This window comes from Bacillus sp. CGMCC 1.60114 (assembly GCF_042676365.1).
Taxonomy (GTDB): domain Bacteria; phylum Bacillota; class Bacilli; order Bacillales; family Bacillaceae_G; genus Bacillus_A; species Bacillus_A rhizoplanae_A.
The window spans coordinates 328,723-353,284 of the sequence record NZ_JBHTHG010000117.1 but is presented as its reverse complement, the minus strand read 5'-3'; the positions used below and the strand labels follow the sequence as shown (position 1 = coordinate 353,284).

Annotated in this window: 21 protein-coding genes; all 21 read right to left on the bottom strand. The window is 37.5% G+C overall.

The window, feature by feature from the left end; genetic code table 11:
* Positions 1-92: 92 nt before the first annotated feature.
* Entirely contained in the window at positions 93-1,763 is a 1,671-nt protein-coding gene (locus tag ACFQZ1_RS20325) for a ribonuclease J (RefSeq protein WP_377883980.1), read from the bottom strand.
* A gap of 501 nt (positions 1,764-2,264) precedes the next feature.
* Complete coding sequence (gene dapA, locus ACFQZ1_RS20320; protein WP_377883979.1) at positions 2,265-3,143, bottom strand: 4-hydroxy-tetrahydrodipicolinate synthase; 879 nt, start codon at positions 3,141-3,143, stop codon at positions 2,265-2,267.
* Positions 3,144-3,154: 11 nt separating this feature from the next.
* On the bottom strand, positions 3,155-4,387 hold the full coding sequence (gene dapG, locus ACFQZ1_RS20315; RefSeq protein WP_377883978.1) for an aspartate kinase: 1,233 nt from the start codon (positions 4,385-4,387) through the stop codon (positions 3,155-3,157).
* A 22-nt stretch (positions 4,388-4,409) separates the two neighbouring features.
* The gene (asd, locus tag ACFQZ1_RS20310) at positions 4,410-5,456 is read right to left on the bottom strand and encodes an aspartate-semialdehyde dehydrogenase (protein ID WP_377883977.1); all 1,047 of its coding nucleotides are present in this window, start codon (positions 5,454-5,456) and stop codon (positions 4,410-4,412) included.
* Positions 5,457-5,605: 149 nt separating this feature from the next.
* Positions 5,606-6,205, bottom strand: a complete 600-nt coding sequence (locus ACFQZ1_RS20305; protein WP_377883976.1) for a dipicolinate synthase subunit B — start codon at positions 6,203-6,205, stop codon at positions 5,606-5,608.
* Complete coding sequence (gene dpaA, locus ACFQZ1_RS20300) at positions 6,202-7,104, bottom strand: dipicolinic acid synthetase subunit A (protein ID WP_377883975.1); 903 nt, start codon at positions 7,102-7,104, stop codon at positions 6,202-6,204. Before dpaA ends, ACFQZ1_RS20305 begins: the two co-directional genes overlap by 4 nt.
* A 170-nt stretch (positions 7,105-7,274) precedes the next feature.
* On the bottom strand, positions 7,275-7,526 hold the full coding sequence (locus ACFQZ1_RS20295; RefSeq protein ID WP_230573503.1) for a YlmC/YmxH family sporulation protein: 252 nt from the start codon (positions 7,524-7,526) through the stop codon (positions 7,275-7,277).
* 299 nt (positions 7,527-7,825) lie between these two features.
* Positions 7,826-9,070, bottom strand: coding sequence for a M16 family metallopeptidase (locus tag ACFQZ1_RS20290; protein WP_377883974.1), 1,245 nt, complete (start codon positions 9,068-9,070; stop codon positions 7,826-7,828).
* Between the two features lie 88 nt (positions 9,071-9,158).
* Positions 9,159-10,058, bottom strand: a complete 900-nt coding sequence (locus ACFQZ1_RS20285; RefSeq protein ID WP_377883973.1) for a polysaccharide deacetylase family protein — start codon at positions 10,056-10,058, stop codon at positions 9,159-9,161.
* A 244-nt stretch (positions 10,059-10,302) separates the two neighbouring features.
* On the bottom strand, positions 10,303-12,447 hold the full coding sequence (gene pnp, locus ACFQZ1_RS20280) for a polyribonucleotide nucleotidyltransferase (RefSeq protein ID WP_377883972.1): 2,145 nt from the start codon (positions 12,445-12,447) through the stop codon (positions 10,303-10,305).
* Between the two features lie 160 nt (positions 12,448-12,607).
* The gene (gene rpsO, locus ACFQZ1_RS20275; RefSeq protein ID WP_020059143.1) at positions 12,608-12,877 is read right to left on the bottom strand and encodes a 30S ribosomal protein S15; all 270 of its coding nucleotides are present in this window, start codon (positions 12,875-12,877) and stop codon (positions 12,608-12,610) included.
* Between the two features lie 100 nt (positions 12,878-12,977).
* Positions 12,978-13,949, bottom strand: a complete 972-nt coding sequence (gene ribF / locus ACFQZ1_RS20270) for a bifunctional riboflavin kinase/FAD synthetase (protein ID WP_377883971.1) — start codon at positions 13,947-13,949, stop codon at positions 12,978-12,980.
* A 43-nt stretch (positions 13,950-13,992) separates the two neighbouring features.
* A complete protein-coding gene (truB, locus tag ACFQZ1_RS20265) occupies positions 13,993-14,916 on the bottom strand; it encodes a tRNA pseudouridine(55) synthase TruB (RefSeq protein WP_377883970.1) in 924 nt (307 codons plus the stop codon).
* A 78-nt stretch (positions 14,917-14,994) separates the two neighbouring features.
* Positions 14,995-15,351, bottom strand: a complete 357-nt coding sequence (gene rbfA / locus ACFQZ1_RS20260) for a 30S ribosome-binding factor RbfA (RefSeq protein ID WP_020059146.1) — start codon at positions 15,349-15,351, stop codon at positions 14,995-14,997.
* 15 nt (positions 15,352-15,366) lie between these two features.
* Positions 15,367-15,648 (bottom strand): DUF503 domain-containing protein, encoded by a 282-nt coding sequence (locus ACFQZ1_RS20255; RefSeq protein ID WP_377883969.1) that lies wholly within the window; start codon positions 15,646-15,648, stop codon positions 15,367-15,369.
* Entirely contained in the window at positions 15,645-17,711 is a 2,067-nt protein-coding gene (infB, locus tag ACFQZ1_RS20250) for a translation initiation factor IF-2 (RefSeq protein ID WP_377883968.1), read from the bottom strand. Before infB ends, ACFQZ1_RS20255 begins: the two co-directional genes overlap by 4 nt.
* 4 nt (positions 17,712-17,715) lie before the next feature.
* Positions 17,716-18,027: a YlxQ family RNA-binding protein gene (locus ACFQZ1_RS20245; RefSeq protein WP_272188137.1), complete on the bottom strand. Its 312-nt coding sequence runs from the start codon at positions 18,025-18,027 to the stop codon at positions 17,716-17,718.
* Positions 18,028-18,300 carry an RNase P modulator RnpM gene (gene rnpM / locus ACFQZ1_RS20240; RefSeq protein WP_020059150.1) on the bottom strand — a complete coding sequence of 91 codons (273 nt, stop codon included), beginning with the start codon at positions 18,298-18,300 and terminating at the stop codon, positions 18,028-18,030.
* Positions 18,301-18,311: 11 nt separating this feature from the next.
* The gene (gene nusA / locus ACFQZ1_RS20235) at positions 18,312-19,412 is read right to left on the bottom strand and encodes a transcription termination factor NusA (RefSeq protein ID WP_377883967.1); all 1,101 of its coding nucleotides are present in this window, start codon (positions 19,410-19,412) and stop codon (positions 18,312-18,314) included.
* A gap of 17 nt (positions 19,413-19,429) precedes the next feature.
* Positions 19,430-19,900, bottom strand: a complete 471-nt coding sequence (rimP, locus tag ACFQZ1_RS20230) for a ribosome maturation factor RimP (protein WP_377883966.1) — start codon at positions 19,898-19,900, stop codon at positions 19,430-19,432.
* Between the two features lie 341 nt (positions 19,901-20,241).
* The gene (locus ACFQZ1_RS20225) at positions 20,242-24,543 is read right to left on the bottom strand and encodes a PolC-type DNA polymerase III (protein WP_377883965.1); all 4,302 of its coding nucleotides are present in this window, start codon (positions 24,541-24,543) and stop codon (positions 20,242-20,244) included.
* Positions 24,544-24,562: the final 19 nt, after the last annotated feature.

The following is a 24,562-nucleotide window of genomic DNA, read 5'->3' as shown; positions in this document are numbered from 1 at the left end:
TTTCTCACGTATACAACTATTATTTGTTAAGTTATAAATTTCATTCGAAAGAGGATAAAAGAAAAAGCTGCCTACAAATAGGCAGCCATTCCTTATACTTCCATGATAATTGGTAAAATCATCGGTTTTCTCTTTGTTTTTTCAAATAAAAATTGTCCAAGTAACTCACGAATATTTTGTTTTAACGTTGACCATTCAATAGAATATTCTTTAATAGATTGTTCTACAATTGTGCGTACAATATCAGTTGATTTTTCAATTAAAGCTTCTGATTCACGAACATAAACAAATCCTCGTGAAATGATTTCTGGTCCTGAAATAATCTTTTTCTCATCTTTCCCAAGCGTTACAACAACAACTAAAATACCATCTTGTGATAGCATTTTACGATCACGCAAAACGATATTCCCAACATCACCAACGCCTAATCCATCAATCAATACATTTCCAGCAGGAACCTTACCGGCAGGTTTCGCTTCTCCATCTGTGAAGGAAATCACTTCACCTTTTTCCGTGATAAAAATGCGGTCTGATTGAATACCAACGTCTTGTGCTAAACGAGCATGCGCCTTTTGCATACGGAATTCACCATGTACAGGCAGAAAATATTTCGGTTTCATTAAGTTCAACATTAACTTCAATTCTTCTTGGCTACCATGCCCCGACACATGAACTTTCTTTTCTCCGTAATACACTACATCTGCACCTGCTCTAAACAATAAATCAATTGTTCTTGAAACAGATGTTTCATTTCCTGGAATTGGTGATGCTGCAATAATGACTGTATCACCTTTACGAATTGAAATTTGTTTATGAGCTTGTCTTGCCATTCTGGAAAGAGCAGCCATCGGCTCACCTTGGCTACCAGTCGTTAAAATTGTTACCTTTTTCTCAGGATAATTATCAACATCCTGTAGCGAAATTAACATACCGTCTGGAATATTTAAATACCCTAGATTATTCGCAATGTCAACAACCTTTACCATGCTTCTTCCAACTACTGCTACTTTACGACCAGTTTCATACGCTGCATCAAAAACTTGTTGAATACGATGAACGTTAGAAGCAAATGAAGCCACAATAATACGGCCTTCTGAATTATAAAATACTTTAGAAATCTCCAAACCGACTTCTCTCTCAGATCCTGTATATCCAGGACGTTCGGCATTTGTACTATCAGATAATAAGCAAAGTACACCTTCATTTCCGATTTGTGCCATTTTCCCAATATCTGAACCATTATTTCCAATAGGAGTTTGGTCAAATTTAAAATCACCAGTATATACAATTGCACCTTGCGAAGTATGGAAGCAAACCCCTACTGCATCAGGGATACTATGTGTTGTTTTAAAGAAAGAAACAGTTGTTGTGTCAAATTCTACCGTAGTATTAGAATCGATCGTTTTTAAATCAACGCGCCCTAACATACCTGCTTCCCCTAATTTTTCTTTTACAAGACCATTCGTTAGTTTTGTTCCATAAACTGGAATAGCTAATTTTCTTAACACATAGACAATACCACCAATATGATCTTCGTGACCATGTGTTAAAAACAGTCCTTTTACTCGCTCTTTATTTTCCACTAAATATGTGATATCAGGAATAACAATATCTATTCCAAACATCTCTTCTTCCGGAAACATAAGTCCTGCATCCACAATAAAAATTTCAGAATCAATTTCAACGCAGTACATATTTTTCCCAATTTCGCCCACTCCACCGAGGGCGAATACTTTTACAGTATCTATCTCTTTTTTCTTCATGTTGTTGCCTGGTTTAAAAATGTTGTAAAAACTGATCCCACTAACATTGTAGAGAAACCAGGGGAAACTCCACCATCATTTTTCAGCATCTAAAACGAAGGTCTTATCGCTATGCGATATCACGTTTTTTCGTTTTTAAACCAGGTTCCACCTCTCTTTCGTTATATAAATCAAATGTTTTATGTAATTTCATACAAAATCCGATAATCCGTAAAGTTTTCCCATTTTTGCTAAGTGTACCCGTACTAAGCTACTTAGCCATATTATAACTGATACAAGAAATAGAACACAAGTTAAATTATAAGAAAGAAAAGAGAAGAATATGTACACGATGATAAATTGTAGTCATTTTACCATGTCATCTAAATTACAAAGCGAAACTTCGCTCAGTGTAGATGTTCATTGCAGATAGGGGTTTTACTACCCGCGAATACCGGGATAAAGTTGGAAACACAAAAAAGTGACTTAGTACATTTCAGACTAAGCCACTTTTCTTTTCTATTAACGAGGAATAGATTGTATAACTTCAAGTAATTGCGTTCTTTCTGCTTCTGTTAGTGGTATAAGAGGTAAACGAACAGAACCAACATCTAACCCTATGATTTGCAGTGCCGTTTTGACAGGAGTTGGACTCGGTGCCATAAATAGTGCATTTGTCACCCTTACTAACAATCGATGAAGCGTTTGTGCTGTTTTCATATCACCAGTTTGGAATGCTGTAATCATGTCTTGCATTTCATTACCAATAATATGAGAAGCAACAGATACAATACCTTTCGCTCCAATTGCCATCGCTGGTAATGTTAAACCATCATCACCACTGTATACAGCAAAATTATCATCAGTCTTTTCAATGATTTCTGTCATTGTTAATACATCGCCGCCTGCATCCTTGATTGCGATAATATTTGGAATTTTCGATAAACGAACAACTGTATCAACAGAAATTTGTACAATAGATCGGCCTGGAACGTTGTATAACATGACCGGCAATTTTGTACTTTCAGCAATTGTTTTAAAGTGCTGATACATACCTTCTTGGCTTGGTTTATTATAATACGGTGCAACTAGCATAATCGCATCTACACCTACTTCTTCTGCTTTTTGCGTAAGCTCCACAGAAGCATGGGTATTGTTGCTACCAGTTCCAGCAATTACAGGCACTCTTTTATCGACAACAGATACAACATGGCGAAATAACGCTACTTTTTCTTCAGATGTTAATGTAGGAGACTCACCTGTTGTTCCTCCTACAACGATTGCTGTTGTACCGCTATCAATTAAATAATTTACCAATTTTGTTGTGTTTACAAAGTCGATATTTCCATTCTTATCAAATGGTGTGACCATCGCCGTTGCAATTGTCCCAAAATCTATCATGGTCTCACTCCTTATAATTCCAGTTGCTTTTCTTTAGAAAGCTCAAATGCACGATGAAGCGCATTTACAGCATCTACTAGTTTCTCTTCTTTAACGAGCACCCATATTGTTGTATGACTATCTGCAGATTGTAATATTTGAACACCATTTTCAGCTAACGCTGTTACAATTTTTGCTGTAACACCTGGAACACCTGCGATACCAGCTCCAACAATGGATACTTTCGCGCAGTGCTCAGTTACAATTGGATCATACCCAAGTTTATGCAGTACTTCGACAGCTCGATCTGCAACATCATCACTAACTGTGTATGCTACGCCAGTAGGAGAAATGTTAATTAAATCTACGCTAATCTTTTCATTTGCCATTTCTTTGAACACTTCGGTTTGTAAATCGTATGCCCCGTCCTTAGCCAACACTTTAATTTGCGTTACATTGGAAACATGAGCAATACCAGTTACAGGACGCTCTTGTACATCACGACCTTTTGTTGCACCATCATACGCTGCAATCAGAGTTCCTTCGCTATCAGAATATGTTGAACGCACACGCAGTGGCACTTTCGCATGCATTGCAATTTCAACAGCACGCGGATGAACAACTTTTGCACCTTGATATGCCATATTACAAATTTCATTATATGTTACATTTTCAAGGTGTCGTGCATCTTTTACAATACGTGGATCAGCAGTCATCACACCTTCTACATCTGTAAAAATATCAATATATTCAGCATGAAGTGCAACACCTAACGCTGACGCTGATGTATCACTACCCCCGCGCCCAAGTGTTGTCGTATCGCCCTCATTTGTTTGCCCTTGGAAACCTGTTACAACGATTACATCAAATTCTTCTAATTCCTTCACAATACGCTGACAATCCATTTCAATAATCTTTGCATTTGAAAAGTCATCATTTGTAATGAATCCAGCCTGTGCACCGTTAAACGCTGCAGCATTTACACCATTTTCATTTAACATATTTGAAAACACAATTGCCGAAATTAACTCACCGCAAGATAATAGTAAGTCTTGTTCACGTTTTGAAATGAACGATTGTTTTTCATTTACAAGGCTTAATAATGTATCCGTCGCATAAGGCTCACCTTTGCGGCCCATCGCAGATACAACAACTACAGCTTTATAGCCTTCTTTCAATGATTTTTGAATGTGATGAAGAGCATGCTTTCGACCATTTTCATCACGTACAGATGTACCACCAAATTTTTGGACAATAATTTTCATTTTTGCACCTTCTTTTAGCCGTTTACACTAATTGTAATTTCACTAATCGTTCTGCAATTTGAACAGAGTTCCATGCAGCACCTTTTAATAAGTTATCAGATACGACCCAAAGATGGAATCCTTTATCATTGTTTAAATCTTTACGAATACGCCCAACGAATACTTCGTTTTTACCAACCGCAGTTGCTGGCATTGGGTATACTTGCTCTGCCGGGTTATCTTGTAGTACAATTCCTTCTGCGTTTGCTAATAGATTACGTAACTCTTCTACTGTTACATCTTCTTTTTCCACTTCAATATAAACAGATTCAGAGTGACCTGATACAACAGGTAAACGTACGCATGTTGCCGCTACTTCAAGTTCTGGCATATGCATAATTTTCTTCGTTTCATTAATCATTTTCATTTCTTCAAATGTAAAACCATTATCTTCGAACTTGTCAATTTGCGGAATCGCATTGTATGCAATTTGATAATGTTTTTTATCACCTTTTACAGGTAAAACATTTGCTTTTACTTCTTCGCCGTTTAAAATAGCTTGTGATTGTTCATGAAGCTCTTCAATTGCAGCAGCACCTGCACCTGATACAGCTTGATATGTGGAAACGATTACTCGTTTTAAACCAAAGTGCTGACGAACTGGTTCAAGAGCAACTACCATTTGAATTGTAGAACAATTTGGATTTGCAATGATTCCATTATGTTCTAATAAATCTTTTTCATTTACTTCGGGTACAACAAGTGGAACATTTTCTACCATGCGGAACGCACTAGTATTATCAACAACGATTGCACCGCGCTTTGCTGCTTCTGGTGCTAATTGTTTTGATACAGATCCACCTGCACTAAAGAGTGCAATATCCACTCCTTCAAAGCTTTCAGGAGTAGCCTCTTGTACTGTTACTTCTTCTCCTTTAAATAAAAGCGTTTTGCCTGCAGAACGTTTAGATGAAAGTAACGTTAACTTTCCAATTGGAAACTCACGTTGCTCTAAAGTATTTAACATTTGTTCACCAACTGCGCCGGTTGCTCCAACTACAGCGACATGAAAAGACTTTTTCTTTTCCATCACTATGCCCCTTTCTAGGTACCAATCCTTCTATACTTAGAATAAAAAGGAGTAACAAATACTCCTTCTCATTCTTAATAGAATTAATTTTATCATATTCTGCGATAAGAATGATGGTTTCACGAAAAAAATTGTCTGTTTTTTGTTTGTTAATTCATGTATCTGAATTTTTCTACAACTACAGGTTGCAGTTGTTTCCCTTCCATCGCTTCAACCATTGTATCTTGCAACAACTCCATACGCGCTACCATAGAATTCGGTTTATTATGTGGTGCATCTTGCCCAAACGGTACAAAATAAATATTTTTTGTTGCCATCAAACGCATCATATTCACTCCATTTAATCCGAGAGCATCATTTGTTGAAACTGCTAATACAACTGGTTTACCATTTCTTAATGTCGCTTTCGCTGCCATTAATACGGGAGAATCTGTCATTGCATTTGCAAATTTACTCATCGTATTCCCTGTTAATGGGGCTATAACCATACAGTCTAGCGGAATTTTCGGACCAAGTGGCTCCGCTTTTACAATAGAGTCAATTACTTTATGGCCTGTAATAGCTTCTATCGTTTCAATCCACTCTGCCCCTTCACCAAACCTCGTATTTGTCGTTTGTAATGTATACGATACAACAGGTAATACTTCAGCTCCATCTGCAACAAGCTTCTCTAAGTACGGCATGACTTCTGCATACGTACAATGCGAACCTGTTAATCCAAAACCAATTCGTTTACCTTTTACACTCATTTTTTATTCTCCTTTCTTACTTCAATATCTGCCATTAATAAATTAGAAAGGACGTTTGCAAGAATTTGCCCAGCTGTTTTTGGTGCAACAATTCCTGGCAGTCCAGGTGCTAACAATGCTTTAATACCTCGCTTTTCCGCATACCGGAAGTCTGTTCCGCCTGGTTTAGAAGCTAAATCAATAATTAATGTATGGGCTGGCATTTTCGAAATTACACTTGCTGTTACAATAAGATGCGGAATTGTATTAATCACAATATCAACATCTTGCACCTCATGTTCTATATCTCGCATTTGAAATGGCATAAATGTCATCTCTGAAATACGGGCGATATGTTCAGAACGCCGGGCACCTACCTTCACTTTTGCCCCCAGCGACTGAAATGCTCTCGCTACGCTCATTCCAGTTCTACCAAACCCTAATACCATTACCTTCGAACCATGAATTGTATAATCTGTATGTTGAATGACCATCATAATAGTCCCTTCAACTGTTGGAATTGAATTATAAATTGCCACATCATCACGATCAAACAATTTGATAAGTTTTCGATTCGTAGAAGAAGCAATTGTATCTAAGTAAGTGTTACTAATACCTGAATATATCGTAAAATGTGCTGGTGTACTTTCAATTTGTTCTTTCGTAATGATTACTTTTTTATTAGAAAAAATTGTATCGATTTGTCCGTTCGCATCAGTTCCAGCTACCGGCAAAATGATGGCATCTAAAGAAGTAAAATCGAGATCCTGCATACTCTCTTTTGCTGCTCCTGTAAATCCATGATCAAGTTGATCAAAGCCTACTAATGAGAGTTTTGCATCAAGCTCAACTAGCTTACGAATAACTTCAAGCTGCCGTGCATCTCCTCCTATGACAGCAATATGGATATCAGTCAACATCCTTTACTTCACCTTCTTTTTCTCTCATTATAAGAAAAGCGCCTACTTTTTTCGTTTTCCTCCACATCATATGTAATATACGAGTATAAGGTGATTGAAAAACAAAAAGTAAGGATGATTTACATGTATGGATTCCCACAATAAAAAAAGACAACCATAATGGTCATCTTTTAAACAGGATCTGAATAATTAGCAAGATCAAAAATAATCATATCCTGCCCCACCTTTTTAATTCTACTCCACTCCACACGCACTTCTTGTTGCCCTCGTTTGAATCCTCCCCATTTCCCAACAGGAATAATGAGCGCTTGAATCTTACCATCTTTCTCATCAATCTCTAAGTCCGCATGTCCAAGTACTCCCATTCTTTCAGCACGCTGTAAATCAACAATTTCTTTCCCGCTCAGTTCACTTAATCGCATTCCATCCTCTCCTTATATAACATGCTAATTAGAAGGTTTCTTTTTCCCATATCCCACACTAACGTGCAGTAAGACCCCCAGCTCAAATTAAGAGAAAACAAAGAAGATAGGCAGGAGATGGCTACTGGCATGTGCCCGATTGAGCGGGCTTTCCATCAGTAGGGGATGAACCCTCCACTAATGGAAGTTTCACCTTATATTAAGTACCTATTCTAGTCTTGAAAAAAAAATACCTACAAGTTTCCCCCTTGTATATAAAAAACCGTTTCTTCTTAATAAGAAACGGTTTATATATATATTTATTTTGTACTTATTCCTTTTGGAAGTTCTCCATTCGGACTAATAAGTGCTGCAGAAAACTCGTCTGTAAACATATTACGAATCAATGTATCTACATCCGCCTTTGTAACACTGTTTACACTTTCAATAATTTCATCTAAAGAACGGTGCTTTTTCAGCAACAACTCATTTTTACCATTGCGGCTCATACGACTATTTGTACTTTCTAAACTCAACATAAGATTTCCTTTTAGTTGCTCTTTACTGTTAAGTAATTCTTTTTCAGTGATACCAGTATTTTTTAACGTATCTAGTGTTTGCTGAATAGTTTCATACAATGTATCCAGCTGCTGACTACCCGTTCCTCCGTAAATTGTTAACATCCCTGTATCTTCATAAGAAGAATGATAAGAAAAGACAGAGTATGCTAACCCGCGTTGCTCACGCACTTCTTGGAACAGGCGGCTACTCATACTGCCACCTAAAATATTATTTAATACAATTAAATTATAAACACTTTCGTCACCCATTTGTAATCCTTTAAATCCTAAACATAAGTGGGCTTGTTCTGTTTCTTTTTTGCGCGCTACTTTATTCGGGTGAAAAATAGGGTTATGTACTTGTTCGCGATTTGTCGTTCCTTCATAATTCCCAAAATATTGTTCGACGATTTGAACAAAGGATTCGTCAATATTACCAGCGATGGAAACAACGACATTTTCTGGCGTATAATGATCTTTTATATATTGACGAAGCGTATCACCTGTAAATGTATCAAGGGTTTGCTCTGTTCCTAAAATTGGATATGCTAGCGGATGTGTTTCATACGTCGCTTTCGTTAACATATCATGAACAATATCATCTGGTGTATCTTCATACATTTTAATTTCTTCGAGCACTACGTTCTTTTCTTTTTTCAATTCTTCTTCAACAAACGTTGAATTAAAGAACATATCCGCTAAAATATCAAGCGCATATTTCGCATGCTCATCTAATACTTTTGCATAGTAACATGTATATTCCTTTGATGTAAACGCATTAACTTGCCCGCCAATGCTATCGAAGGATTCTGCAATTTCTCTAGCACTACGTGTTTTTGTCCCTTTAAAAAACATGTGTTCTAAAAAGTGAGAAATCCCATTATTCTTTACATTTTCATTTCGTGATCCCGCATGAATCCATACTCCTATTGCAACAGAACGTACTGTTGGAATATTCTCCATTACGATTCTTACTCCATTTTTACACGTATATTTTTTGATCAAATGCCTTCCTCCTATTGACAAATTCTCTGTAAAAAGATTCTATTATATAATCATAACAAGTTTAAGAACGAATGTCATGCAAATGTATTTAATCAATACGCTTTTCGTCTACTAAAGCTGATACGTTTCCTACCATATATCCTTTCTCTTTCAACTTTGAAATCAATGTATCAAGTGATTCTGCTGAAGGAGAAGTAGGATGCATTAAAATAATGGCACCGGGATGTACTTTACTTAGCACCCGCTGTAGCAATACGTGTGGTTCTGGTCGTTTCCAATCAATTGTATCTACCGTCCACATAATGGTTCCCATTTTTAGTTTTGCAGCAGTATGGACAACATCATCACGAAAACTCCCACTTGGCGGTGCAAACCAGCGTACCTTTTGATTTGTCGCCGCTTCAATGACTTGATTCGTTTTTTGCAATTGTTCATAAATTGCATCAACCGACAAAGTTTTCATATCAGGATGCGTATACGAATGATTTCCCACTTCCTGATTTGCATCCGCAATCATTTTTGCAAAACGTAAATTTTCTTTTACCCATCTCCCCTCTAGAAAAAAAGTTGCTTTCACTTGATGTTTTTGCAATACTTCTAACATCCGAGAAAGATATTCATTTCCCCAAGCAACATTAATAGTAAGCGCAACCATTTTTTTACTTGGATTCCCTCTATAAATAGGAGCAGGAGATAAATCTGTCAAATGCACTTGAGGCGATACTTCTCGATATACCAACTGTTTCTCATCGAAACTCCCCTTCCTCTTCATGTTCTCATAGGAAGCCTTTATATCTACTTCTTTTCCATTGTAACCTGGCGTCGCTTTCCATATTTTATCCATACATGCATTTTGTGCTGGAATCTTATATTCTTCCGCTTTTTCTTCAATTTCTTCGTACAAACGATCCTTTGCGTATGATATATGCGAAAAATGCAAAGTAGAGAACAAGAATATTACTATAAGTAAAAAAATGCGAATTTTCATAAAATCATCCTCCAATAAACTAAAACTTCTACCATTAGGCTTGACCTCACTTTTTCTCTCTAAATATCAAGACGAATTTACTACTTGTTAAAGCAGAATAGTAAAAATCTTCTTTTCTTATCATTGTTAATTTAAACGTTCTCGTTAAAACTATACTCTGTTATATACAAAAAAACCTTGAGATCTATCTCAAGGTTTTATGCATAGTAAAAAGCCAAGGAGTTCCTTGGCTTTTCGTTTATTCTTATTCTTGTTCTTGTTCCTGTTTTTGTTCTTGCTTTGCCGCTTCTTTTTCTTGCTCTTCTTTAAGCAGTACTTTTCTAGATAAGTTTACGCGACCTTGTTTGTCAATTTCGATAACTTTTACTGAAATCTCATCACCAATTTTTACAACATCTTCTACTTTGCCTACACGCTCAAGTGCGAGTTCAGAGATATGAACAAGACCGTCTTTACCACTGAATAATTCAACGAAAGCGCCGAATTTTTCAATTCGTTTTACTTTTCCTAAGTAAATTTCACCTACTTGTACTTCACGAACGATATCTTCGATAATTTTCTTCGCTTTTTCATTCATTTCTTGATCAACTGAAGAAATAAAGACTGTACCGTCTTGTTCGATATCAATTTTTACGCCTGTTTCTTCAATAATCTTGTTAATTTGTTTACCGCTTGGTCCAATAACATCACGGATTTTATCCGGATTAATTGTCATTGTAATAATTTTTGGAGCATACGCAGATAACTCAGTACGCGGCTCAGCAATAACAGATAGCATATGATCTAGAATGTGCATGCGTCCAACTTTTGCTTGTTGCAATGCTTCTTCTAAAATTTCACGAGATAAGCCTTCAATTTTAATATCCATTTGAAGTGCTGTTACACCTTTAGCTGTACCTGCTACTTTAAAGTCCATATCACCTAAGTGATCTTCCATACCTTGGATATCTGTTAAAATTGTGTAGTGTTCACCAGACTTCACAAGTCCCATTGCAATACCCGCAACTGGCGCTTTCAGTGGAACACCTGCATCCATCATCGCTAATGTACTTCCGCAAATACTTGCTTGTGAAGTAGAACCATTCGATTCTAATACTTCCGATACAAGACGCACTGTATACGGGAAGTCTTTTTCAGATGGAATAACAGGTTCAAGAGCACGTTCACCTAATGCACCGTGACCGATTTCACGACGACCTGGACCACGCATTGGTCTTGTTTCCCCAACACTAAAGGACGGGAAGTTATAATGGTGCATAAATCGTTTTGATTCTTCTACACCAAGACCATCTAAAATTTGTACATCTCCTAATGCACCTAACGTACAAATACTTAGTGCTTGCGTTTGTCCACGTGTAAATAAACCAGAACCATGCGTACGAGATAAAATTCCTACCTCTGATGCTAAAGGACGAATTTCATCACCTTTACGTCCATCTGGGCGGATTTTTTCAACTGTAATAAGACGACGTACTTCTTCTTTTACAATTTTATATAAAATCTCATTTACTTGTCCTAATGTTTCAGCATCAGCTTCTTGTGCCTCATAATGCTCAATAACACGTTTTTTCACTTTATTAATTGCATCTTCACGTGCATGTTTTTCGTGCACTTGAATTGCTGAATGCATATCTTGTTCTGCCATTTCACGTACAGCTTGATCAAGTTCAGCATCCACTTCATAAAGTTGTACTTCTGTTTTCTCTTTACCTACAGCTTGTACAATCTCTTCTTGGAAAGCAATTAGACGTTTAATTTCTTCATGACCAAACATAATTGCTTCTAACATCGTTTCTTCAGGCACTTGATCTGCCCCTGCTTCTACCATGTTAATTGCGTCTTTCGTACCAGCTACAACTAGATGGATATCACTGTTCTCTTGTTGTTCTACTGTTGGATTAATAATGAATTCGCCGTCAATACGACCAACTGTTGCGCCCGCGATTGGACCTTCAAATGGGATATCTGAAATCGATAACGCTAATGAAGAACCAAGCATAGCTGCCATCTCAGAAGAACAATCTTGATCAACACTCATTACGATGCTGACAACTTGTACTTCATTACGGAAACCATCTGCGAAAAGCGGACGAATTGGTCGGTCAATTAAACGACTTGCTAAAATTGCTTTTTCACTCGGACGGCCTTCACGCTTAATAAAACCGCCTGGAATTTTCCCTACTGCATATAAACGCTCTTCATAGTTTACTGTAAGTGGAAAAAAGTCTACATTTTTTGCCTCTTTTGATGCAGTTGCTGTAGATAGAACCGCTGTGTCGCCATATCTTACTAATACTGCTCCGTTTGCTTGTTTTGCAAGCTGACCTGTTTCAATTGTTAGCTGACGACCAGCCAAATCTATCGAGAAGACTTGCTTTTCGTGACTCATTTAAGTACCCCTCTCAATTTAAAATATTCAGTTCTTCTATGTAAATGAATAATATATCACAATATCCTTCCTCTAGTATTACCGAAAATTCAGTAAGCTATCAAGAGTCGAAGATATATTTTTACCTAACAAAAAAGCGGGAATATTCCCGCTTTTTCGACTATCGACGTAATCCAAGCTTTGTGATTAGTTCACGGTAGCGAGTAATGTCGTTGTTACGAAGGTAAGTAAGTAAGTTACGACGTTTACCAACCATCTTTAAAAGACCGCGACGTGAATGATGATCTTTCTTGTGAGTACGTAAGTGCTCATTTAGAGTGTTAATTTGCTCCGTTAGGACAGCAACTTGAACTTCTGGAGAACCTGTATCAGTCTCATGAGTTCTAAATTGTGCAATGATTTCATTTTTACGCTCTTGTGTTAAAGCCATCCTATTTCACCTCCTAAGTAATGAATCCCCAATTACCTAGCAAACGTCGGTGAGTCGTAATGCCAAGCAATGGTTATTTTAAAGTACATAAGATAGAATACTACTTTTTATTCGAAAAAGCAAGTATATTATTTGCACGGTTAAAATAATCTTCTGCTACTTTTTTATCTTTTGCAATTTGTGCAACTAACTCATCAATACCATTAAATTTCTTTTCTTCGCGAATTCGCATATGCCACTCTACAACAACAGACTCATCATATATATCACGCTGAAATTCAAAAAGATGCACTTCAATAGAAAGCTGCTTTTCACTTTCATTAAAAGTCGGTTTATATCCGATATTACATACACCTTCATGCCACTCATCATTTACTTTCATTCGAACGGCATATACACCAACAGGCGGTAAAAGATATTCATCATTTAGAGCAACATTTGCTGTCGGAAAACCAATTTGGCGCCCTCGCTTATCTCCATGAACAACTGTTCCTTCAACAGTATATGGTCTGCCTAAAATAGCTGGGATTTGTTCCATTTCTCCGCTGCGAATATATTTCCGCAATAATGTGGAACTTACTTTTTCTTCTTGAAATTCTACTTTTTCAATCACGGTTTGTGTAAACTCCCCTCTTGCATGAAATGGCAAAGTTTCCATCGTCCCTTTTCCTAAACGTCCATATGAATAATCAAAGCCAGCTACAACATGTTTTACATTCAGCCCAATGATATAATCATCTACAAATTGTTGTGGCAATAGATTTGCAAATGCTTCGTCAAATTTCACAACATATAAAATATCAATTCCTAAATTTGCAATTACTTTTTCTTTACTACGTAAAGGCGTAATATACTCTACATGCGCTTCCTTTTTCCCTAATACAACAGACGGATGCGGATGAAAAGTTATAACAGCACTTTTAAATCCTCGTTCTTCCGCCACCTTTTTTGCCGTGCGAATGACACGTTGATGACCTAAGTGAATACCATCAAAATACCCTAACGCCATCACAGTAGGCTCTATTTCCGCTTTGTTTAATGCATGAGGATGAGTTAAATGAATGAGTTTCACGCTTGAATTCACCTTTTTCTATAATAATCCTTCTAATTATTCATTATAGCTGTAATTCTTGATTATTCACAAGTACTTTCATCGGTTTCAACATCCCTGGACGTTTCGGATGATGCTCATAAATCGCTAAACAACGTTTATTTTCATCAAAGACTGTAATAAATGGTGCTGTTAATTGCTCTTTATTCGGTAAGAACATACCATTCTTTACTTTTTCTGCTTGTTCTTCATCAACAATTATTTTTGGAAACTTATGTAATGCTTCATCAATGGAAATAAAGATAGATTCCACTGTTCCATTCTGCACGTTTTGCTCAATTTCTTCAAATGATATACAATCTTCTAAGTGAAACTCTCCTGATGCTGTTCGTACAAGATCTGACATATGCGCTGAAAATCCAAGCTTTTCTCCAATCATCACAGCTAATGTTCTTACGTATGTTCCTTTACTACAAGTCACCCGAAAACGGAAGGAAACTGTTGCTCCCTCAAACACTTCACGGTCATCAAGTAAGGTAAAGTCATGAATCGTAATGGTACGAACCGGACGCTCTACTTCTATCCCTGCCCTTGCATATTCATATAGTTTCTTTCCATTTACTTTTACAGCCGAGTACATCGGTGGTACTTGTTCAAGTGTTCCCGTTAACTCTGCTAATACGGATTCTACTTCTTTACGTGTAATAATACGATTTACATCCTGTTTTTCAACAATTTCACCCGAAGCATCTTCTGTAGTCGTCGAAAAGCCCAGCGTAACTTCACCTTCATATGTTTTTGTTTCACTCGTTAAAAACTGTGCAATTTTTGTAGCACGTCCTACACAAATCGGTAATACACCTGTCACATCCGGGTCTAAAGTTCCTGTATGCCCTATGCGTTTCTCTCTTAATATTTTTCTTAACTTAAATACGCAATCATGCGATGTCATTCCTTTTGGTTTATGTAATAACACTACACCTTCCATATGTTCACCTCGTTGTTATATTTTTGTATGTCAAATTCATTTCAGATTGAAAAAAATGGATAGACAAATGTCTATCCATTATTCTTCACGTTTACCTTCTTTATTAATTTCATGTAAAAGCGTATCAATTCGATGACCATATCCAATCGATTCATCAAATTCAAAGGAGATTTCAGGTGTTTTACGAAGACGGATACGCTGTCCAATTTCGGAACGAATAAAGCCTTTCGCCTTTGCTAAGCCTTTTAATGTATTTTCTTTCTGCTCTTCGTCTCCTAAAACAGAAATATATACTTTGGCAATTTGTAAATCCCCACTTACTTGCACATCTGTTACCGTCACAAAACCGATACGTGGATCTTTAATTTTGCGACTGATAATTTCGCCTAATTCTTTCTTCATTTGCTCGCCCACGCGATTTGCACGTAGCTTCATAACTAATCACCTCATTCAATACCATTCCAATTGTGTTATCGTACGTTCAATCTCAGGAAATGAGTCAATGTACGCAAGTACACGATTCATTTCTTTTTCGCAGATAACACGATTTGAGGATACGGAAACGATTGCAATTTCTGTACGTTGCCATACATCCTGGTGTCCAACTTCTGAAACAGATACATTATACCTTTGTTTCACACGAGTTAAAATACGCTGTAAAATTGCTCGTTTCTCTTTTAAAGAATGCACATCATAAATCATACACTCAAATGAGAGTGAAGCGATAATCATCGCTTCACTTCTTCCATAATGTACGCCTCAATGATGTCCCCTTCTTTAAGATCATTATATCTTTCAATTGTGATACCACACTCATAGTTTTGTGCAACTTCTTTTACGTCATCTTTGAAACGTTTTAACGTATCAAGCTGTCCTTCGAAAATAACTACGCCATCACGAATGATACGTACGCCGCTATCACGTGTAATTTTACCATCTGTTACATAACATCCTGCAATTGTTCCAACTTTCGTTACTTTGAATGTTTGACGAACTTCAGCTTGACCAATTACTTTTTCTACGAATTCAGGATCTAGCATACCTTGCATTGCTGCTTCGATTTCTTCGATTACTTTATAAATAATACGGTGTAAGCGAATATCAACGTTTTCTAATTCAGCTGTACGTTTCGCATTGACATCAGGACGTACGTTAAATCCGATTACGATTGCATTAGATGCAGAAGCTAAAATAATATCAGACTCTGTAATTGCACCTACGCCAGTATGGATGATTTTCACTTTTACGCCTTCAACATCAATTTTACGAAGTGATGCTGCCATTGCTTCTACAGAACCTTGTACATCTGCTTTCACAATCAAGTTAATTTCTTTTACATCGCCTTCTTTAATTTGTTGGAATAAATCTTCAAGGCTTAATTTAGATTTCTCACCGCGCTGCGCAAGCAATGCTTGTTGTGCACGTGATTCACCGATTTGACGCGCTTTCTTCTCATCAGCAAATGCCATAAAGCGATCGCCTGCTTGTGGTACTTCGTTTAAGCCTGTAATTTCAACAGGAGTAGACGGACCAGCAACTTTTACACGACGACCAATATCATTTACCATCGCACGAACACGGCCGAATGATGTACCAACAACGATTGGGTCTCCTACTCGAAGTGTACCGTTTTGAACAAGTAATGTTGCAATCGTACCTTTACCTTTATCAAGCTGTGCTTCGATTACAGTACCAGTTGCATAACGATTTGGATTTGCCTTATATTCCTCTACTTCACTTACAAGAAGAATCATTTCTAACAAGTTGTCAATTCCTTCACCTTTAATCGCAGCAATCGGTACGAAAATTGTATCGCCGCCCCAAGCTTCTGGAACTAACTCATATTCAGTTAACTCTTGCATTACACGGTCTGGATTTGCTGATGGTTTATCCATTTTATTCACAGCAACGATAATTGGTACGCCAGCTGCTTTTGCGTGGTTAATCGCTTCAACTGTTTGTGGCATAACACCGTCATCAGCTGCTACAACTAGAATTGTAATATCCGTAACTTGCGCACCTCGTGCACGCATTGTTGTAAATGCTGCGTGACCTGGTGTATCTAGGAACGTAATTTTTTTGTCGTTTACTTCAACTTGGTATGCACCAATATGCTGTGTAATTCCGCCCGCTTCACCAGCAGTTACTTTTGAATTACGAATAGAGTCAAGTAATGTTGTTTTACCATGGTCAACGTGTCCCATAATTGTAACAACAGCCGGACGTTCTTTTAAGTTTTCTTCATCGTCTTGCTCATCCATAAATGTTTCAAATTCTGTTTCACTAACAATTACTTCTTCTTCTACTTCAATACCGTAATCACCAGCAATTAGCTCGATTGTATCTTTGTCTAAATCTTGGTTAATTGTTGCCATGATTCCAAGCATAAAGAGCTTTTTAATAATTTCAGACGGCTCTTTGCTTAATTTTTTTGCCAATTCGCCTACAGTAAGCGTACCAGAGAAAGTGATTTTATCTGGCGTTTCTACTGTTTGCGTTTGTTGTCTTCCAGCAAAGTTTTCTTGACGTTTGTCTTGATTCCCTTTACCTTTTTTCTTATTCTTATTGCTGTTCTTTTTGCTACGAACAACTTTTTCCTCTACTTCAAACTCATCTGCAACAGAAGTTTTTTCTGCTCCATCATTATATTGATTATCTAACTTGTTTACTACTTCATCATCTAACATCGCCATATGATTAGAAACCTCTATATTCATTTCTTTTAGTTTTGTAATAATATCTTTACTTGAAATATTGTGTTTTTTTGCATATTCATATACTCGAATTTTACTCATACCTTCACCCCCGGTAAGTTGTATCGAGCATGCTAAGCAGCTTCTTAGCAAAGCCGTCATCTAACACCGCTACAACGACTCGTTCTTCTCTCCCAATCGCATGCCCTAACTCTTGTCGATTTTCGACTTTTCTCATTGGTACGTTGTAGAACGTTGTTTTGTCCGTAATACGCTTTGTTGTATTTGCTGACGCATCTTCAGAAAGCAATACGAGCTTTGCTTTACCGCTTCGAACTTCTTTTAAAACAAGCTCTTCACCCGATATAATCTTTCGAGCCCGATTAGCTAGCCCTAAAAACGATTTCCAATTGGACACTTACTTCGACTCCTTCTCAACAAGCTCGATTAGCTCTTCATAAAGAGAGTCATCAATTTTCGCTTTTAGGTGATGTTCCAAGACATTCTTCTTTTTCGCCTGAGAAATGCATTCTTTATCTTTTGATAAGTATGCACCGCGTCCTGACTGTTTGCCTGTTAAATCAATAGACACGACTCCCTCTTTGGAACGAACAATGCGAATGAGCTCGCGTTTTGATTTCATCTCTTGTGTTACAACACATTTTCGTAACGGAACTTTTCGATTGCTCACGTTCATCACCTCTATTCGATTTCGTCTTCAGCAGAATCGAATGCGATCATCATATCTTCTTCTGTTAAAAGCCCTAGTTGTTTCGCATCAGACTCACTTTTAATATCAATTTTCCAGTTAGTTAACTTCGCTGCAAGTCGCGCATTTTGACCACGCTTACCAATCGCTAAAGAAAGTTGATGATCTGGAACAATGACAGTAGTTGCTTTTTCTTCTTCGTTTACAAGCACTTTTACAACTTGTGATGGGCTCAATGCATTTGCTACATATTCAACTGGATCATTTGACCAGCGAACAATATCAATTTTTTCACCTTTTAGCTCATCTACAATGCGTTGTACACGTTGTCCTTTCGGTCCTACACAAGAACCTACTGGATCTACATCTATGTTTTCAGAGTACACAGAGATTTTAGAACGATCTCCAGCTTCACGTGCTACAGAACGAATTTCTACAGTTCCATCATAAATCTCTGGCACTTCAATTTCAAACAGGCGCTTTAAAAGACCTGGATGTGTACGAGATACATAAATTTGTGGCCCTTTTGTTGTTTTCTCTACTTTTGTAATGAAAACACGAATGCGATCATGCGGTTTATATTGTTCGTTTGGCATTTGCTCACTTACAGGTAAAAGCGCTTCTACTTTTCCTAAACTTACATAAATAAAGCGAGCATCTTGACGTTGTACAATACCAACCATAATGTCTTCTTCACGATCGCTAAACTCAGAATAAATAACGCCACGCTCTGCCTCGCGTACACGTTGCGTCACAACTTGTTTTGCTGTTTGCGCTGCAATACGTCCGAAATCTTTTGGCGTAACTTCAATTTCTAATACGTCGCCCTCTTGATAGTTCGGATTAATTTGTCTTGCTTTTTCAACAGAAATTTCAAGACGTGGATCAAATACATTTTCCACTACATCTTTACGCGCTAATACTTGAATAGTTCCAACTTCAGGGTTGAAGCTAACGCGAACATTTTGCGCTTGGTTAAAATTTCGTTTATAAGCAGAGATTAAAGCTGCTTCAATAGCATCAATAATAATATCTTTGCTTATACCTTTTTCTTGTTCTAATACGAGCAAAGCATCTAACAACTCAGTGCTCATGAGGATCCCCCTTCTTACTAAAACGTAACTGCAAGTCGCGCATTGGCAACTTTATCCATTGGAATTTGGATTTCTTTTTTACGTGTTTTAATTGTTAGTAGTAATGTGATTGTTGTTCCATCGTACGCGAGTAGTTTTCCTTCAAACATTTTCTCACCATCGATTGGCTCATATGTTTTAATCGCAACTTGTTTTCCTACTGCTTGCTGGAAATCTTTTTCTTTCTTTAATGGACGCTCCGCTCCTGGAGAGGATACATCTAAAAAGTAAAGATGAGGAATTGGATCCTCTTTATCTAAAGCTTCACTTAATCGCTCACTTACCGCACCGCATTCCTCAATATCTACTCCTGTATCAGAGTCAATGGATACGCGTAAAAACCAATCTTTTCCTTCTTTCACATACTCTACATCTACAAGCTCAAGACCAAGCTCTTCGACAATTGGCTGCGCAAGTGCTTCAACAACTTCTGTAACTTTCTTATCCATAAACAGCCTCCTTTCTGCCGCCATGTACCGTTTGAAAGATTTCACTCTGCGTATAGTTAACCAACGCAGCTTGTATATTCTTTCTCGTTAGCTAACAAAAGCCCCTGCCAATAAGCAGGGAATATCTGTCTTAGTATTACCAAATTTAAGAAGTAAAACTTGTAACAAAATATGTATATACGACAGAAGCGCCTCATCTATCATCTTGGCGCAGAAACATAGATAGTAACACGAAAGAGTGGGTTTCCCCACTCTTTTTTTAAAAAAATATACATGACATGGTTATCTCGCTTACTAGTATATCATAGCAATCATGGTTTTGCAAAGACTTTTCCTACCTATTAGAACAGTGATAGCTGGTTTTGATCTGGTAGTTCTCCTAAACAACCTTGACTGTCTAAATACTCAATAATTGTTTTTGAAATCTTACTGCGCTGCTGTAAATCCTCTTTCGATAAGAACTCGCCATTTTCACGTGCTGCTACGATATTTAACGCAGCATTTGTACCGAGGCCAGGTATTGCATTAAATGGTGGAATTAATGTATTCCCATCAATAATAAAATCAGTTGCACTAGAGCGATATAAATCAACCTTTTGGAATGAATAACCACGTTCACACATTTCTAATGTCATCTCTAATACTGTTAGTAAACTTTTCTCTTTCGGCGATGCATCTAATCCTTTTTGCGTAATTTCATCAATTTTAGCACGAATGGACGCTGAACCTTTTACCATCGCATCTAAATCAAAATCGTCTGCACGAACAGTAAAATATGCCGCATAGAATAAGAGTGCAAAATGCACTTTGAAATATGCGATACGTACAGCCATTAGGACATATGCCGCCGCATGGGCTTTTGGGAACATGTACTTAATCTTTTTACATGAATCAATATACCATCCCGGCACATTATTATTGCGCATTTCCTCTTCCCACTCCGGAGGCACACCTTTCCCCTTACGTACAGATTCCATAATTTTAAACGCTAAAGATGGCTCTAAACCTTGGTAAATTAAATATACCATAATATCATCACGACAACCGATTACTTCACTCAGTGTACATGTACCATCATAGATTAACTCATTTGCGTTTCCGAGCCATACATCTGTACCGTGAGATAATCCAGAAATTTGGACAAGCTCGGAGAATGTCGTTGGCTTCGTTTCTTCTAACATTTGACGAACGAATTTTGTACCGAATTCCGGGATACCAAGTGTCCCTGTTTTACAGTTAATTTGTTCTTCTGTTACGCCAAGCGATTCTGTACCTGAGAAAATTTTCATTACTACTGGATCATCGGTCGGAATTGTTTTTGGATCCACTCCACTTAAATCTTGCAACATACGAATAACTGTCGGATCATCGTGTCCAAGTATATCAAGTTTTAATAAATTATCATGAATAGAATGGAAATCAAAATGTGTTGTTCTCCACTCCGCATCTAAAGAATCTGCTGGATATTGAATAGGTGTAAAATCGAAGACATCCATGTAATCTGGGACTACGATAATACCACCTGGATGCTGTCCCGTCGTTCGCTTAACACCTGTACAACCCGCTACAAGACGATCCACTTCTGCTCCTCGAATCGTTAAATTATGATCTGATGCATAGCCTTTCACATAACCATACGCCGTTTTTTCAGCAACTGTACCAATTGTTCCGGCACGATATACGTTATCTTCACCAAACAGCACTTTCGTATAGTTATGAGCACGAGGTTGATATTCTCCGGAGAAGTTCAAATCAATATCCGGAACCTTATCTCCTTTAAAGCCTAGGAACGTTTCGAACGGAATATCATGACCATCTTTTTTATATGCAGTTCCGCAGTTTGGACAATCTTTATCAGGTAAATCAAATCCAGAACCAACCGAACCATCATTAAAGAACTGTGAATGTTTACAACTTGGACAAACATAATGCGGCGGCAAAGGATTTACCTCTGTAATCTCCATCATTGTTGCAACAAATGATGAACCAACCGAACCACGTGAACCAACAAGATAACCATCAACAAGAGATTTTTTTACTAGCTTATGTGAAATTAAATAAATAACAGCAAATCCATGTCCAATGATACTTTTCAATTCTTTTTCCAAACGGGCTTCTACAATTTCTGGGAGTTCATCTCCGTAAATACTCCGCGCCATTTCGTAACTCATATCCCGCGTTTCATCGTCTGCACCTTCAATTTTTGGAGTGTAAAGATCATCTTTTACAGGCTTTATTTCACCAATCATCGATGCAACTTTTTGCGTATTTGTTACAACAATTTCTTTTGCTTTCTCTTCTCCTAAGAAGGAGAAGCAATCTAACATTTCATCTGTTGTTCGGAAATACACAGGCGGTAATGAATGACGATTTAATGGGTTTGCTCCGCCTTGCGAACTTACTAAAATTTTACGATACATTGCATCTTCAGGATTTAGATAATGAACATTCCCAGTTGCAACAACAGGCTTATCTAACGTTTCACCTAGCTTTACTAAGTTAGAAATAATTGTTTTCAATTGACCCTCATCACGAACGAGCTCAAGCTCCACCAAATGTCGTAACACTTCTGGAGGCATAACCTCGATGTAGTCATAAAACTGTGCAATTTCCTCTACTTCTTCTGGTGCCTTTTGCATCATCGCTTCAAATACTTCGCCTTTATCACAAGCTGTACCAACTAATATACCTTCGCGATACTTCTTTAATAGAGAACGCGGAATACGCGGTACACGGTAGAAGTATTGAAGATGCGCGTAAGAAACAAGTTTATATAAGTTCTTCAGCCCTTCATCCGATGTTGCAAGCAGCGTCACATGACTTGGACGTCCACGTTTATACGCATCACCTTGTCCCATACTGTCATTTAACTGATCGTGATATTCAAATCCTTTTTCGATTACACTCTTTAACATTTTCACAAGCAAATAACCTGTTGCTTCTGTATCATAAATGGCACGGTGATGTTGTGTTAATTCAATATCAAGCTTTTTACATAACGTATTTAAACGATGATTTTTCATCTCTGGAAATAAGAAACGAGCCAATTCTAACGTATCGATAACTGGGTTTTTCGTTTTTTCTAGACCACTTTTCTTAAATCCAACATTTAAGAACCCCATATCAAAGCTTGCATTATGAGCTACAAGTGTATGATTACCAATCCACTGTTCAAACTTTTTAAACACTTCTTCTACTTCTGGTGCATCCGTTAACATATCGTCTGTAATACCTGTTAATTCGATGATTGTTGCTGATAACGGTTGATGTGGATTAGCAAAGGATTCAAAACGATCAATAATTTCTCCGCCTTTTACTTTCACAGCAGCAAGCTCAATAACCGTATCATATACAGCTGATAACCCTGTCGTCTCAACGTCGAATACAACATATGTCTCATCAGCAAGTAGTCGATGTTCTTCATTATACGCAATTGGTACACCATCATTAACAAGGTTCGCCTCTACACCAAAAATCACTTTAATTCCGGCTTTTTTCCCAGCAGAATACGCTTCTGGAAAAGATTGCGCAACAGCATGGTCTGTCACAGCTACTGCTTCATGTCCCCATTTCGCCGCTTGACTCACAAGTGTAGATGCAGATGTCACAGCATCCATTTGGCTCATAGGCGTATGCATATGAAGCTCTACCCTTTTTTCTCCTTCAGGTGCTTTATCTTTCCGAGACGGTCCTGTTATTTCATTAATATCGTTTGCAATCATGACTAAATCTCGAACAAATGTATCATTTTGAACAGATCCACGCGCTTTTACCCACATTCCTTTTTTCAACAATTGTAGAAGCGGAATATCTTCTTTATCGCGTGAGAACATTTTAATCATAATGGAATCGGTATAATCAGTTATCTTTAATGTCAATAACGTACGTCCGCTTCGCAGTTCTTTCGTTTCAACATCAAATACATAACCTTGTACTGTTTTTCTTCTTTCTTCATCTTGAATTTCACGAAGTGGTGTAACCTCCTCATCAGGCTTAATGAGATAACCGAGTACAATCGGCCCTTCGTGTACAACATCACTTTCTTCCGCTTGTTTCTTGGCCATTTCTTCCATGGCTTGTATAACACGCTGACGATCCTCTTGCTGTGTTTGTTCACGAAACTTCTGAACTTCCTCTTCATTTTGTTTTATATTTGTTTCTAACTGAAAACGAGGAAATCCAAAAATTTCATATTGATCTCCGACTGGCTTCGCAAGATTTTTCTTTAGTGCAGTAGATTCTAAATCATTATTCACATCAAGTAACAACTTCACTCCGTTTACATGCGGAAGTTGCTTTTTTAAATATGCAAACATAGGCGAAAAAGTAATTCGCTCTGTACAGATCGGCCAATACGCCTTGACCTCTTCTTCCGTAAATTGCTTATTCTCTGTTTCTAGTGAAAATGACGTTTTTGCAATATGAGAAAATGACTGCTTGAGCTGTGTTTCAAGCAATTCATATAATTCTGTTGGTAAAATACGTGGTACTTGTAAATCAAAATGCCAACTCTTATTTGCTTTATCAACAACTAACCTTTGAATGCCACCACCTTGTAAATACTGATTGACAAGATCTTTAGGCATTTGTAACTGTTGGAGCAAAATTTGAAATCGCTCTTGTTGTTCATTTGTTAATGACATAAGCAACCTCCTTCCATCT